This is a genomic window from Mucilaginibacter gossypii (genome assembly GCF_900100945.1).
In the GTDB taxonomy this organism is placed as follows: domain Bacteria; phylum Bacteroidota; class Bacteroidia; order Sphingobacteriales; family Sphingobacteriaceae; genus Mucilaginibacter; species Mucilaginibacter gossypii.
In genome coordinates this window covers 265,444-280,131 of sequence record NZ_FNCG01000004.1, presented here as the reverse complement: position 1 = coordinate 280,131, position 14,688 = coordinate 265,444, and the positions used below count along the sequence as shown (strand labels likewise).

General features: G+C 43.9%; 12 protein-coding genes. 6 read left to right on the top strand and 6 right to left on the bottom strand.

Annotated features, from left to right (window positions below; all coding sequences use genetic code 11):
- Window positions 1–156 precede the first annotated feature (156 nt).
- The 6 genes from BLS28_RS10185 to BLS28_RS10165 all read left to right on the top strand — a co-directional run bounded on the left by BLS28_RS10185 (window position 157) and on the right by BLS28_RS10165 (window position 5,804).
- A complete protein-coding gene (locus BLS28_RS10185) occupies window positions 157–894 on the top strand; it encodes a DUF2490 domain-containing protein (protein ID WP_091165636.1) in 738 nt (245 codons plus the stop codon).
- 405 nt (window positions 895–1,299) lie between these two features.
- Complete coding sequence (eno, locus tag BLS28_RS10180; protein WP_091165632.1) at window positions 1,300–2,595, top strand: phosphopyruvate hydratase; 1,296 nt, start codon at window positions 1,300–1,302, stop codon at window positions 2,593–2,595.
- 116 nt (window positions 2,596–2,711) lie between these two features.
- Window positions 2,712–3,020, top strand: a complete 309-nt coding sequence (locus BLS28_RS30770) for a hypothetical protein (RefSeq protein ID WP_176844430.1) — start codon at window positions 2,712–2,714, stop codon at window positions 3,018–3,020.
- Window positions 3,021–3,272: 252 nt separating this feature from the next.
- On the top strand, window positions 3,273–3,809 hold the full coding sequence (lspA, locus tag BLS28_RS10175) for a signal peptidase II (RefSeq protein WP_091165628.1): 537 nt from the start codon (window positions 3,273–3,275) through the stop codon (window positions 3,807–3,809).
- A 152-nt stretch (window positions 3,810–3,961) separates the two neighbouring features.
- The gene (locus BLS28_RS10170) at window positions 3,962–5,317 is read left to right on the top strand and encodes a DEAD/DEAH box helicase (protein WP_091165625.1); all 1,356 of its coding nucleotides are present in this window, start codon (window positions 3,962–3,964) and stop codon (window positions 5,315–5,317) included.
- 163 nt (window positions 5,318–5,480) lie between these two features.
- Complete coding sequence (locus BLS28_RS10165; RefSeq protein ID WP_223266154.1) at window positions 5,481–5,804, top strand: FtsB family cell division protein; 324 nt, start codon at window positions 5,481–5,483, stop codon at window positions 5,802–5,804.
- A gap of 336 nt (window positions 5,805–6,140) precedes the next feature.
- Here the strand turns inward: BLS28_RS10165 and BLS28_RS10160 are convergent, their stop codons facing one another.
- The 6 genes from BLS28_RS10160 to BLS28_RS10135 form a co-directional block, all read right to left on the bottom strand.
- Window positions 6,141–8,222, bottom strand: coding sequence for a vWA domain-containing protein (locus BLS28_RS10160; RefSeq protein WP_143020727.1), 2,082 nt, complete (start codon window positions 8,220–8,222; stop codon window positions 6,141–6,143).
- 182 nt (window positions 8,223–8,404) lie between these two features.
- A complete protein-coding gene (fabG, locus tag BLS28_RS10155) occupies window positions 8,405–9,148 on the bottom strand; it encodes a 3-oxoacyl-[acyl-carrier-protein] reductase (protein ID WP_090529006.1) in 744 nt (247 codons plus the stop codon).
- A gap of 137 nt (window positions 9,149–9,285) precedes the next feature.
- Window positions 9,286–9,813, bottom strand: coding sequence for a hypothetical protein (locus BLS28_RS10150; protein WP_091165618.1), 528 nt, complete (start codon window positions 9,811–9,813; stop codon window positions 9,286–9,288).
- A gap of 257 nt (window positions 9,814–10,070) precedes the next feature.
- Complete coding sequence (locus tag BLS28_RS10145; RefSeq protein ID WP_091165614.1) at window positions 10,071–12,428, bottom strand: TonB-dependent receptor; 2,358 nt, start codon at window positions 12,426–12,428, stop codon at window positions 10,071–10,073.
- A 363-nt stretch (window positions 12,429–12,791) separates the two neighbouring features.
- On the bottom strand, window positions 12,792–14,108 hold the full coding sequence (gene ahcY / locus BLS28_RS10140) for an adenosylhomocysteinase (RefSeq protein ID WP_091165610.1): 1,317 nt from the start codon (window positions 14,106–14,108) through the stop codon (window positions 12,792–12,794).
- A 119-nt stretch (window positions 14,109–14,227) separates the two neighbouring features.
- Window positions 14,228–14,611 (bottom strand): bactofilin family protein, encoded by a 384-nt coding sequence (locus BLS28_RS10135; protein WP_091165603.1) that lies wholly within the window; start codon window positions 14,609–14,611, stop codon window positions 14,228–14,230.
- Between the last annotated feature and the right edge of the window lie 77 nt (window positions 14,612–14,688).

The window sequence follows — 14,688 nt, the reverse complement described above, 5'->3', positions numbered from 1 at the left end:
AATCCAGACTTACGAAGTTTTAGAAACTTTGTAAGTCTCAACCATATTACCACCAGAATCTAAACCCAAATACTTAACATTATTTTAACATTAACGGTGTTAATATTAACATTAATATAACATTTAGGAAATATATTTGCAGAAATAATCTCTGCAATGACAATCAAGTCCGTCAATTCCATCGCTTTAGTGCTCTTTTTATTAACTATATGTTCAATTACTGTTAAGGCGCAAGATTCAAAAGTAGGCACCTGGGGCATAGTAACCGTAGTTTTGCCGGGCGATAGTTCCCACAAATGGGGTGGTTATACCGAGTTTCAAACCCGTACCAATAATGTATTCAGCCAGTTTCAATATTATGAGGTTAAGGCTGGTGTGAGTTATGATATAGACAGAAACTTTACCGCGCTTTTAGGTACCGGCCGCTACACTACTTTTGATTATATGGATATTGGTAAAGGCCCTACAACTACCGAAACCCGTTTTTGGGAACAGATTACCAGCAACCAGTTCCTGTACCGCATAAAATTGGAACACCGCTATCGGGTAGAGCAGCGCTGGGTTAACGGCGATTACCGTAACCGTTTCCGCTATAGACTTAACGTATTTGTGCCTTTAAACAGTACCAAAATTGAAGCCAAAACCTGGTTCATTTCTGTTTTCGACGAAGTATTCCTTAATAATAAGGTACCTAACTTTGAACGTAATCGGATATCGGCCGCAGTAGGTTATCAGTTTGATAAATCGTGGATCTTACAGACTGGCTGGATCAACCAATATAATTATTCGGCTGCCGCTAAAAGCGATAAGGACAATATTATGCTCATCCTGATGTACCGCATCCAGCGTAAAAATGCCGTGCAGCGTGAGCACGTCCCTACTACGAGCGATTAATCACCATTGAGTGGGATGATTACGTTGATTTTATTTCTGGGATTACACTGATTCTTTTTCTGATTACACCGATTTTTTTAAACTGAATTAAAAAACCTACCCCCGGTTGCCGTGTCTCCACGGCAACCAAATTTCAAACCTTCCCCGGTTGCCGTGGAAACACGGCAACCGGGGAAGCAAGGAAAGAAAAATCCTATAAATCATAAAAATCCACCCAAATCCCGGTTCAGACATCCGTTTTCATGAAAAAACCACTCATTCTATATTAATTTCATGTTAAATCGCATCATTAATTGCCTATAATCGTTACAAATACAAAATTTCAATTGCGTTTTCCTTATTTAGGCATTAACTTAGCCGCCGTTATTAATAGTATTCATTCAAACCACACTCTGACAATTCACTATGAGCATAATAATTGATGTGCATGCCCGCCAGATCTTAGATTCGCGCGGTAACCCTACTATTGAGGTAGAAGTTTTAACCGAGAACGGCGCATTTGGTCGCGCTGCTGTACCTTCAGGTGCATCAACCGGCGTTCACGAAGCTGTTGAGCTTCGCGATAACGACAAATCAAAATACATGGGCAAAGGCGTTTTAAAAGCCGTTGAAAATGTAAACGAAGTTTTGGCTCCTGAATTAAAAGGTATCGATGTGTTTGAACAAAATGCTATCGACGCTTTAATGATTGAAATTGACGGTACCGAAAACAAAGGTAAAATTGGTGCCAACGCTATATTAGGCGTTTCATTAGCTGTAGCTAAAGCTGCTGCCCAGGAAAGCCGCCAACCTTTATACCGCTACATTGGTGGTGTAAATGCTAACACGCTGCCAATCCCGATGATGAACATCGTTAACGGTGGTTCACACTCTGATGCCCCTATCGCTTTCCAGGAATTTATGATCATGCCGGTTGGCGCTCCTTCATTCTCTGAGGCTTTACGTTGGGGTACCGAAGTATTCCACAACCTGAAAAAAATTCTTCATGACCGCGGTTTATCAACTGCAGTAGGTGATGAAGGTGGTTTTGCTCCAACTTTTGAAGGTACTGAAGATGGTGTTGAAACCATTTTAAAAGCTATTGAAAAAGCAGGGTACAAAGCCGGCGAAGATATCTTCATCGCTTTTGACTGTGCTGCATCTGAATTTTACAAAGACGGTAAATACGACTATACTAAATTTGAAGGCGAAAAAGGTGCTATCCGCACCAGCGCTGAGCAGGCTGATTACCTTGCCGAATTAGTTGAGAAATACCCTGTTATTTCTATCGAAGACGGTATGGCAGAAGACGATTGGGAAGGCTGGAAAATCTTAACCGACAAAATCGGTAAAAAAGTACAGTTAGTAGGTGACGATTTATTTGTAACCAACACTAAACGTTTACAAAGAGGTGTTAGCGAAGGTATTGCTAACTCAATCCTGGTAAAAGTAAACCAAATCGGTTCACTAACCGAAACTATCAACGCGGTTACTTTAGCTCAAACTAACGGTTTCACCTCAGTAATGAGCCACCGCTCTGGCGAAACTGAAGATTCAACCATTGCTGACCTTGCTGTTGCATTAAACTGCGGCCAGATCAAAACCGGTTCGGCTTCACGTTCAGACAGGATCGCTAAATACAACCAGTTATTACGTATCGAAGAAGAATTAGGCTCTAACGCTAAATTCATCGGTAAAGATTTCAAATACTTTAAAAAGTAATTTTTGACGATATGAAAGGCCATCTGTGTAAAGCAGGTGGCCTTTTTTGTTTTAGCTAAAAAAAGAGGGCCGTCACCCTGAGCCCGTCGAAGGGTCGCGCGCAGAGGCCTACCCACATGCTTCGAGTACCTACCCATGACAAGATAAAAAATGTGGTTTTTCGCAGCAGATCAGCTTCGGGTGAAAACGAGCAGAACGATGCTGGCGGTGCCATGGCAAGTTTTTGCAGAAGCGGAGGCATTGCGTGCGAATCGGGGCAAAATAATTGCAGCCCGTGGTTCTATTCGTTTTGCAGGGTGAAGGCCGCGCCGATGGCTATGGGGCCAGATTGTGCGCAAAGAAGCCTCTCTGCTGCAAGCCTTTTTGGTTACTTTTGTGGCGACAAAAGTAATTGGCCCCGCGCGGCCAGGAGCGCGACGATGTAAGTCAAATACTAATGAAGCCCGTTACCAGCCTGTCGGGGGTTGCTTCATTCCTTACAGCAATGACGTGACGCAGATGTCATTTTACCTTCAGAGGCCACCGGATTTAAACACTCAGCATGACACCTTGATAGATGTGCATTGTTATAGTTATCTATCTCAATCACCTATTTTTTCATACCTTTGCCTCCTGCAACTAAAGCCATATAATTAAACTAAGGCAACCACGTTATAATAACTTGTTAAAATAAACTAATGAACAAAAAAGGGATTTTGAGGATATTGGGTATAGTGCTGGTATTAGTTTTAAGCATCGGGCTTGACAGGGTTACTAAAATTTACGTTAGGGAGCATATTCACATCACCGATAACATTTTTGTTATCAAAAACTTTTTCACCATTCTGCATGCCGAAAACACGGGAGCTTTTTTAAGTCTTGGCGATTCGCTGCAAAACCCATGGAAATTCATACTGCTATCGTTGCTGCCTTTACTGGCCCTTGCCTTTGGCGTTTTTTATGTCATGCTAAAACCGTCGATAGGTAAATTAACCACCACAGGTATCGTTTTGGTTATTGCCGGTGGTGCAGGTAATTTATACGACAGGGTGCTATACGGCAGTGTAACAGACTTTATGCACATGAACTTCGGGATCTTTCAAACCGGCGTATTCAACGTGGCCGATGTATCTATTATGATAGGTATGGGCTTAATCCTGTTGGAATCATGGCAAAAAGATCGTAAGGCCAAAAAGGAACAAGGAACCCCTGATACCGAAACGCTGGCAGCCTAATCCGGTGCAGTTCTTGCTCTTAAAAATTTCTTAACAATAAAAAGCGTATCTTTGCAGCTAATTACCCGTTCGCTTACGGTTTTGAGCCCAGCAAACTCTTCAGATCCGCTTATGCTTTCGCGTTAGCACATTATATATTACAAACAATCAGAATGTCATTCGAAAATTTAAATTTAATTGAGCCCATCCTCAAGGCTTTAAAAACAGAGGGATATACCACACCTACTCCAATACAGGCACAAGCCATTCCTATCATATTACAACACCGGGACTTATTGGGCTGTGCCCAAACCGGTACAGGCAAAACAGCGGCCTTTGCTATCCCCACCCTGCAATTATTACACCAGGACAGGATAGCCCACAAAGAGCAAAAAACCATTAAAGCATTGGTTTTAACCCCAACCCGCGAGCTTGCCCTTCAAATTGGCGAAAGTTTTACCAATTATGGCAAACATACCGGCCTTAAAAACCTGGTTATATTTGGTGGTGTATCACAAAACCCGCAGGTTGATGCTTTGCGCCGCGGTGTTGATATTTTAGTGGCAACACCGGGCCGTTTGCTGGATTTAATGAACCAGCGTTATGTTCACCTGGAGCATGTTAAATTCCTGATACTGGATGAAGCCGACCGTATGTTAGATATGGGCTTTGTTAACGATGTTAAAAAGATCATAGCTAAAGTACCGGCAAAAAGGCAAACATTGTTCTTTTCGGCCACCATGCCAAAAGAGATCCAAAGCCTGGCAGATAGTATCCTGAATAACCCCGAAAAAGTTGAAGTTACCCCGGTTTCATCAACTGCGGATACCATTCAGCAAGCAGTTTATTATGTGGATAAGGGAGATAAGAAATCGTTGCTGATCCATATCCTGAAAGATAAGGACATTAAAACCGTTTTGGTATTTACCCGTACCAAACACGGTGCAGATAAAGTGGTTAAAGACCTGAACCGTGTAGGTATCACTGCCGAAGCCATCCACGGTAATAAATCACAAAATGCAAGGCAGCGTGCTTTAACTAACTTTAAAAACCGCACAACCCGAGTATTAATAGCTACAGATATCGCGGCCCGTGGTATTGATATTGATGACCTTACCCATGTTATCAACTACGAGTTGCCAAACGTACCCGAAACTTATGTACACCGTATTGGCCGTACGGGCCGGGCTGGTGCCAATGGCATAGCATTTTCATTTTGCGATGCTGAAGAGCTGGAATTTTTGAAAGATATCCACAAGCTAATAGCCAAACAGATTCCGATTGAGGAAGGTCATCCATACCCGCTTAGTCCGGCAGCTATGGCAGCTAAAATAAACGAAGCGCCTAAAAAAGGTGGCTCGGGCGGCGGCCAGCGTGGCGGCCGGGGCGGCAACCGCAGGTCAGGAGGTGGCGGCAATAACCGTCCGGGCGGTAACGGCCGCTCAGGCGGCAATAAAAGATCAGGCGGCAGCCGTTCAGAGGCTGGTCGCGGCGGAGCCAGCGGTATGAGTGGAGCTAAAAGAGGATAAATATTAAGTTGATTAAGTGAATGATTGATTAAGTGAGTAGTTATAATCTCCGAAAACCAACCACTCACCTAATCAACTCAATCAACCATTCACCGCAAAAAACTTTCCTGTTAATAAGTTAATAAGCATATTTGTAACGGTCGAAAAAATTAAATAGCTTTAAATGAAAATTATCCAGCCGGTATCAATGAAACGCCTTATAGATCTTTTCAAGAACAAGTTTTTCCTGGTTACCATTGCTTTTGTGGTGTGGATGATATTTTTTGACAGGAACGATCTTTTTTCGCAATACCAATACCACCAGCAGGTTAAAAAACTAAGGCTCGAGCGCGATTTCTACAAAGCCCAAACCGACCAGGTGACCAAAGAGCTTAAAGAATTAACCACCAACCCACAGCAAATGGAAAAATTTGCCCGTGAAAAGTACCTCATGAAAAAAGCCAATGAGGATGTTTACGTGGTAATCCCGGAGACGAGGGAGAAGTAAAGTGTAGTAAAGCTGGGGCCCGTGCGATTCCCTCCACTGGAACCTACTGTGTACATATCTTTTTAACGTTATCATTAATAGAAAAGAATGTCATTTCGACGAATCAAGGGTGGGATTTGCGCCCCGGAGGCGAGGAGAAATCTTCTACGCCTTGCTTTTACAGGTACAGTGTAGAGCTTGATGTAGAAGATTTCTCTTTCGCTACACCGCTCAAGCCCCCCAGCTCTATCGAAATGACATTGAGAAGAAATAAACAGTGGCTTGAAATCGCACATGCCCCGCTTTTTTTTCTTTCTTCCCCTGCCTCTTACTTCTTGCGGTCTTGACTCTACTACCTTACACTTCCCCTTCCCGCTTCCTCAAAAACCACTCGGTTGATAATAGCAGCAGGATCAACCCAAACAGCCATTTCAGATCTATCAAATCGCTGTAATGCTTATCTTCATAAACCACCGTTTTGATGTTCTCATTTTTGCGGATCAGGTCGGCAAGCTGGCTTAGCTGCGATGGTTTGATCATTTGCCCGCCGCTTTGTTTGGCCAGGGTATTAAGCAATGTATGATTAGCAGCGCTTTGGCGGGTTTCGAGGTTAAGCGGTTTTATGGTTAATTGTCCGGTAGCTTTAAACTCCTGTTTGCCGTTTTGGGTTGATGCATTGTAGGTGTATTCGCCTATGGGGAGGGTACCCGCATCAAGTTGATAGCTTTGCCCGGTACGTGTAAACAGGAAGCTATAGTTTTTTCCGGCCGTGCTTTTCAGCTCTATCTTCACATCAGGGATGTTAATCAACTCAAGGGCTTCATTATATAACTCGGCATTAAGGATCACGTTTTCCCCTTCATCAAATACATTACGGGCCGGATAAACACGAAAACGCTGACGGTTTGCGTTGGCAGTTAAATACTGTACCGTTTGGCTCAGCAATTCGTCAATAGCGTTGCGGTTACCATAGTTTTGATATTCGGCCAGTTGCCAGCGCCACAGCCCTTCGCCGGTTAATACGGCTATACGCCGGCCAGCCTCATCGCCAAAGGCCAGTAAAGGATAGGTAGTAGCTACAGTCCCGATCTTTTGTTTCAATAAAACTGAAGCACCTGCAGCGGTTCCATAACCGCCGAACGGCGCTATTAATGGCGGAAAGGCGGTAATCTTTTTTCGCGCTGAATCTGAGAGGGTGAAAGCCGTAAAATCATTAGTTGGCAGGGGCATCACTTCCTGGGTTTCAGCACGGCCTGCGCTTATGCGCACCGTGTTTTGCTCACTGTTAACGGCCTGCAGGTTACTTTGTGAACCAACGATATACCAAACCGGTGTTTTGCTCTTAGCAATAAAGCTTTTTACCGGCGGGTATTCGCCTGCCGAAAGCTGGTACAGGATCACCAGGCTATAATCTGCCGGTTTAATGCTTGCAGCATCAGCAAGTGAACTTGCCTTTACCTCAAAGTTTTTATTGGTTTCGATAGCCTGCTTAATCACCGTTAAATCGGGATGCGGACCGTTGTATAACAGCAGCACCTTTTGCCGGGCATCAAGCACTTCCACATAAATAGTTTCGGTATTGTTTTGGATGGATAGCTCGTTCTTAACAGGAGCAATGCTGATAGTATATTTTCTGATGCCTTTTTTAGCTGCGTTCAGCTTTATGGGGACGATTTTTTTAAAATCGTTTGCGGTTACCGCAATGCTTTGGGCGTACACCTGTTTACCATCTTCGGTAACCGACAGGTTCATACTTTCGCCCTTGCTTTGGTAGGCCGTGGCAAGCACTTCTATCACAAAATCATTTCCTAAAAAGGCCGTTTTGTTATAGTTTACATTTCCGATGAGCAGATCGCGCTTAGCCGTAGTATCGCCAAGGGCTATGGTGTAAATACTGGTTTTGATATTCCTGGCCTCATATTGCGGATCATTACCCTGGTTGTATAAACCGTCAGTTGCCAATATCAGCGCACCGATGTTTTGATTAGTGAACCTGTCGTTAAGCTGGTGCAACGCGCCTGCTATATCGGTTTGCTTACCATTAAATTTTTTTGAAAGACTGGGATGCAGGGCTTTGTCAAAATTAAACTCCTGCACATCATACTTGTCGCCAAGTTCCTGTTTTAGTTTAGCCAGATCATCGACAAAGACAGATGAGTTAAAGCCTGCAGGTTTAAAAGTATTGATGGACGATGAATTATCCTGCGCAATAAGCACTAAAGGCTTTTGCGGCTCATATTTAACCGATTTTACCAGGGGAGAGATGAGCAGCACCGTTATGAAAAACACGGTAACCGCGCGGATAGCGGTAAGGACATAGCGTAAGTTTTTACCAAGATCAACCGGCTTGCGATACATGAGCCAGGCATATGCCAAGCCAAGCAATAAACCGGCAGGCAACCACCATCCCGAAACAGAACCCCATGTAAGTGAAAACATTTGTAGCTATAGTATCATCAGGGCGCAGATCATCCGGCCCAATAAACATTACCTGCAAAATGCGAAATTATTGTGAAAGGAGGGGAATAAGTTTTAAACCTCACCCAACCCTCTCCAAAGGAGAGGGCTTAAAAGCTTTTTCAAGTCTCCCCTTTTGGGGGAGATTTAGAGGGGGTGCATTCTTACAACATACCACCATCAACAGGGATAACCTGTCCGGTGATGTAAGCGGCCATATCAGATGCAAGGAATACACAGGCATTGGCTACGTCCTCAGTTTCACCCGCGCGTTTAAGCGGAATACCTGCTGCCCAGCCTTCAACAACTTTAGGGTCGAGCACTTCGGTCATTTCGGTGCGGATAAAGCCCGGGGCAACTACGTTGGTACGGATGTTACGTGAGCCCAGTTCTTTAGCTACTGATTTAGAGAAACCAATGATACCTGCTTTTGAGGCAGCATAGTTGGCCTGGCCGGCATTGCCCTGCACACCAACAACCGAGCTCATGTTAATGAATACACCTTTACGGTTTTTCATCATGATTTTTGAGGCAGCCTTGGTAACATTAAATATCGATTTCAGGTTTACGTCGAGCACTTCGTCCCAGTTTTCTTCGGTCATGCGCATCAGCAAACCGTCTTTAGTGATACCGGCATTGTTGACAACAATATCAAGCGTACCGAAATCAGCAACAATATCGGTAATCAGTTTATCAGCCTCGTCAAATTTGGAAGCATCAGAACGGTAACCTTTTACTTTAGTGCCAAAACTTTGCAGCTCCTGCTCAAGGGCCTGGCCTTTTTCAACAGACGACAAATAAGTGAAAGCTACATTAGCGCCATGCTCGGCAAATTTTTCGGCAATCTTGCGGCCTATTCCTTTTGACGCGCCGGTAACCAACGCGGTTTTTCCTTCTAATAATTTCATAATTAAAGTATATGATTTCAGGGCGGTGAAGTTAGGTATTTAGTTGGAAAGTTGAAAAAGTCCATGGTCGATGGGCCATAGTCCATGGCACTTAATTTTGGCTATGGTCTATCGACTATGGTCCATCGACTTAAAAACTATTTCAAATACTCCGCTGGTATCGGGTTATCCTTGCGCTCACCGTCATAAAACCATGCCAGAATCCAGAAACGGGTGCCATCGTTAAAGAGTTCAATGCTGTTGATGCCGCGCTCGGTTACAGGGCCGTCGGCTGTGTTGCGCGATTCATAGGTACTCCATACATGGTAAATACTGCCAAATTTTTCAACGCGGCGGGCTATCTCCCGCTCATCAAAACCATTTTTTGACAATGATGGGTCGGCCAGTTTGTGGTATTCCTTCAACGTCATATAGCTAAACTGCTGTTTGCCTTGTTTATCGGTATAGCCTGCACCAACATGAGCATTGGCAATATGCAGCAGGCTGTCGCGCTCATAGCTTACCTTTTCGCCTTTCTTAACCGAGACCACATCGTAATAAGCTTTCATGATGCCATCAAGCGTGCTTACGTTATCTCCGTATTTGGTAATAACCTGCGAATGCGCGGGAAAAGTGATAGCAATGGTAATTATAGCGATGAGCAGCGGCAGGATATTCTTTTTCATACGGATGATGATTTTGTATAAATCAGATTTTAAATGAATTAACAAAAAATATCCGGGATATTATAGGCCAGAATAACTGAAAGTTTTAAAATAAAAATGTCATTTCGACGGAGCGGTAGAGATCAGTGCGTCGGGGCGAAAGAGAAACCTTACACGCCTAAACCAGCTTTAAGCATAGCGTAGAAGATTTCTCCTCGCAGCCACCGCTTATGGCCTTTATGCTCGTCGAAATGACATTCTTCTATAAGAAGTTTAACTTAAAAAGTAGTATTCAGCGACACTCCATAGGTCCGCGGGTTGCCTAAGTGTGTCGCGCCGAAATCATAGGCATAATCAATGTATTTTTTGTCGGCGATATTGCTTTCCCAAAAGAACAACCCAAACCTTTTGGTGCTTACACCTACCCTCGCGTTGAACTTGTTGTAGCCTTTTTGTTTTATCTGGTTTGCCAGGTCGAAATACTGATCGCCAAGATAGCGCCACTCGCCGCGGGCAATCAATTTAGTTTTCAGCAGCCCGCCCAGATCATAGCCATATTGCAGGGCCAGCATGCTGGTGATGTTAGGCGTATAAATTTGCTTGTTGCCTTTTAAATTCACTTCTTCACCATTGCTGCCAACTACTAAAGTAGTATAACGGGCGTGGGTGTAACCAAAATTGTAATCAAACTCCAGGCCTTTAATTGGGGTGGCGTTAATTTCGGCCTCGATACCTTTGCTGCTTAACTTGCCTGCGTTTTTGGTAATGGTAATAGCATCAGGCAATACCAGTGTTGGTACCTGGGCATCGGTAACGCGGGTGTAAAACGCGGTTACGTTTACACGGATCCGATTATCTAAAAAGTCGTTTTTTGATCCTACTTCAAAATTATTGCTGTACTCGGGCTTGAAAGAATAAAGCGGCGGAGAAGAAGGATCAGAACCTAATTCGGTAATGCCCCCCGCACGAAAACCGCGGCTGTAAGTAGCAAACAGGTTATTATGTGCTGATACATGATAAGCCAGGCTAACCTTAGGCGTAAATGCTTTATAGTGCGCCGTTGATGAAGTATCCGAGCGGGTAACAACCGACTCGCCGCCCTTTGGCAGGAACTCGCCCATTACGTTTTCCTTTTTATGCTCGTAGTCATAACGCAAACCAGCTGTGATATCAAACTGCTCATTCACGGCATAAGTAGCCTGTCCGTAAACAGCTATGCCATAGTTTCGGTCGGTATTGGTATTGATACTGGTAAAATCAGTCATCGGTGAGCCAACAGCGCCGGCATCGTCACCAAAGTAAGTACCCTGCCTGTTTGGCGCATAGTGATAAAAGCCATAAGTACCGGCTGCCCATTTCAATTTTGAGGTTGATGATGCCGGCGAAGTAAAGCGGAACTCCTGAATGGTGGTTTTTACCTTGTTCCATTTGCCGCCATAATTATTTATGATAGATACGGCGTCGATAGGAGAAAAATCGCCATCGATAGGTGTGGTATAATAGCGGTTGTTTACCTGGTAGGATGTTTGCGAAGTGAAATTAAAATCATTGCCGCTGTAGTTGGCCGTTAATGATGACTGAAAAGTATTATCAACCATTTTAGTCGTAGCGTTCTGGTTAACCTCAAAAGGATGGCTTAAAGCATCATCAGGCGAACCTGCTAAGGTGAACGCGCCGTTGTTGCGGTTGTTGTAGTTTTTTACATTCAGCGTAAAGGCCAGTTTGGGGGTAGCCAAAAACTTCAGGTAGTAGTTACCCAAAAAGTAGTGCTGTTTATCAAAATGGGTATTGTTAAATGTATTGGTATAAAAACCATTAAAGCCAGAATATATTCCTGCTACGCCTAAATAGAATTTATCTTTTACCAGCGGCGCTTTAATACCTAACGTATAGCGTTGCTGATTGTAGTTACCCACATCAACACCGGCAAAACCGCTCAGGGTGTTTGATGGCTGCTTGGTGATCACATTGATAACACCGCCGGTAGCATTACGGCCATAAAGCGTTCCCTGCGGGCCGCGAAGCACTTCTATCCTATCCACATCCAGCAATTGGGGGATATAGGTATCCAGTCCGTATTGGTTTACACCATCAACATAGGTTGCAACGGCGGGGTCATATGATGTGGTAACAATACCGCGGATGCCGGTAACGGTACGGCCATCGCCGGGGGCGCCCGAGTTTAAGTTAGGTACAATGGCAGTAAGATCCTTTAAATCCCAAAGCCTGTAATCCTGGATTTGTTTGGCCGAGAGCGTTGAAATACTGAATGGTACACGTTGGGCCTGTTCTTCTGTTTTTTGCGCCGATACTGTAACCTCATCCAACTGGTTGCTGGCATCATTCAACTGAATTGTTATTGGGCGACTGGTACCGATTATAATTACCGGGATATTTTTAGCCGCATAGCCAATAGCGCTGATATGCAAGGTATATTTCCCGGCAGTTATGCTTTTTAAAATAAATTTTCCGCTTCTGTCGGCGCTGGTTTGGTAGTTGGTATTGAGCAAATACACCGTAGCGCCCGCGATAGGCTGGTTCTTGCTATCGGTAACGGTGCCCGAAAAGTCGCCCCTGGTTTGGCTCCGGGCCGAAAATGCAATAACAACAAATAATAAAGTAAATAATTTACGCATAAAACAGGTATAAATGTGCACAGATCACACATTGTAATCGATTGTCAATATTAGCAAATGACAAACAATTAACAGTTACGGACACATAAATATTACTTAATTATGTAAAAAATATATTGTGTAATTATAGTTACGTTGTCAGGGCCTGCGCGCGGTTATTCAAGTGTAAAATCACGTCTCAACCGCGACTTCTAAAACGGTTGATCATATTATGCCCGGGATAGTTCATCGGGCTTAACTCATGAAAAACATCAAATCATATAAATCAAAAAAGGCCGTATCCAAAAACAAGTGATGCGGCCTCTCATATTTTCAAAGCAAAAACCTTTCAGCTTTCGCCTTTATGCTTTAACCTTAAAAAGATTAATAACGGTAATATTCCGGTTTAAACGGACCTTCAACCGTTACGCCGATGTACTCAGCCTGGTCCTGGTCAAGTACTTCCAGCTCAACACCGATTTTTGCAAGGTGCAGGCGGGCTACTTTTTCGTCCAGGTGTTTTGGCAGGGTGTAAACTTTGTTTTCATAAGCGGCACCATTTGTCCAAAGCTCTAACTGAGCTAAAGTTTGGTTGGTGAACGAGTTACTCATTACAAAGCTTGGGTGACCGGTAGCGCAACCTAAGTTAACCAAACGGCCTTCGGCTAACACAATAACGTCTTTACCTTCAATGGTATATTTATCAACCTGTGGTTTAATTTCCACTTTGGTATTGCCATAAACACCGTTTAACCAGGCCATGTCAATCTCGTTATCAAAGTGACCGATGTTACAAACGATTGCTTTATCTTTCAACGCGCGGAAGTGCTGCTCGCGAACAATGTTCTTGTTGCCTGTAGCAGTAACCACGATATCAGCTTCAGTGATAGCAGTGCTTAGTTTTTTAACTTCAAAACCTTCCATTGCAGCCTGTAAAGCACAGATCGGGTCGATCTCGGTAACAATAACACGTACGCCGGAATTGCGTAAAGAATCGGCCGAACCTTTACCAACATCGCCATAACCGCAAACAACGGCCACTTTACCGGCCATCATCACGTCGGTAGCGCGACGGATAGCGTCAACCAATGATTCGCGGCAACCGTATTTGTTATCAAATTTTGATTTGGTAACCGAATCGTTAACGTTAATAGCTGGCATTGGCAGGGTTCCTGCTTTCATGCGCTCATATAAACGGTGTACGCCGGTGGTAGTTTCTTCTGATAAGCCTTTGATAGCAGCAACCAGCTCAGGGTATTTATCCAATACCATGTTGGTTAAATCACCGCCATCATCAAGGATCATGTTAAGCGGCTGGCGGTCTTCGCCAAAAAATAAAGTTTGTTCAATGCACCAGTCAAATTCTTCGGCATTCATGCCTTTCCAGGCGTAAACAGAAATGCCGGCGGCAGCAATAGCAGCAGCAGCATGATCCTGCGTTGAGAATATATTACATGACGACCAGGTAACTTCGGCACCAAGGGCAATCAGGGTTTCAATTAAAACAGCGGTTTGGATGGTCATGTGCAAACAACCGGCAATCCTTGCGCCTTTAAGCGGCTGGCTTGGGCCGTACTCTTTACGTAAAGCCATTAAGCCGGGCATCTCAGCCTCAGCCAGTTCAATTTCCTTCCGGCCCCACTCTGCCAGCGACAGATCTTTTACTTTGTATTTAACGAATGCAGTTTCTACTGATGACATATCGATTTTATTTTGAGAGTGCAAAGTTAACTGATATCCTTGTGAAAATGAAATGTTTGGTTTTCATTGACAAGAACGGGCAATTGTGCTATTTAGCAGCAAGAACTTAAAAAAGCTATCTATGCCTGTAACTGCTTTTGCACCTCTCCCTGCTGCATGGTCAGGTTACCATTATAAACCCCGCCATTTTCAACGGCCAGGTTCTGTGTTTTGATGTCGCCGGTTATGCGGCCTGTAGCTTTTATTTCAAGCGAGGAGGTATTAATATCGCCCCTTACCGTGCCATAAACAAAGATCTCTTTGGTACTTATATTTCCCTTAACCTCTCCCTTTTCGCCAAGGATCAGGCCCTCATCAACCATTACATCGCCGTTAACAAGTCCGTCGATCCGTGCAAAAGCCGGGGCTTTCAGGTTACCTTCTAATACACTGCCTTCGCTAATGAGGGTCGAGATTGCCTGTAAATCAAGCGCAACTTTATCTTTTTTAGAAAAAATAGCCATGTTTTTAAAGTCTTAACTTCTAAGTCCGAAGTCGATAGTTCTAAATCTGCATCATAATAATCCATGGTCAACTTCCG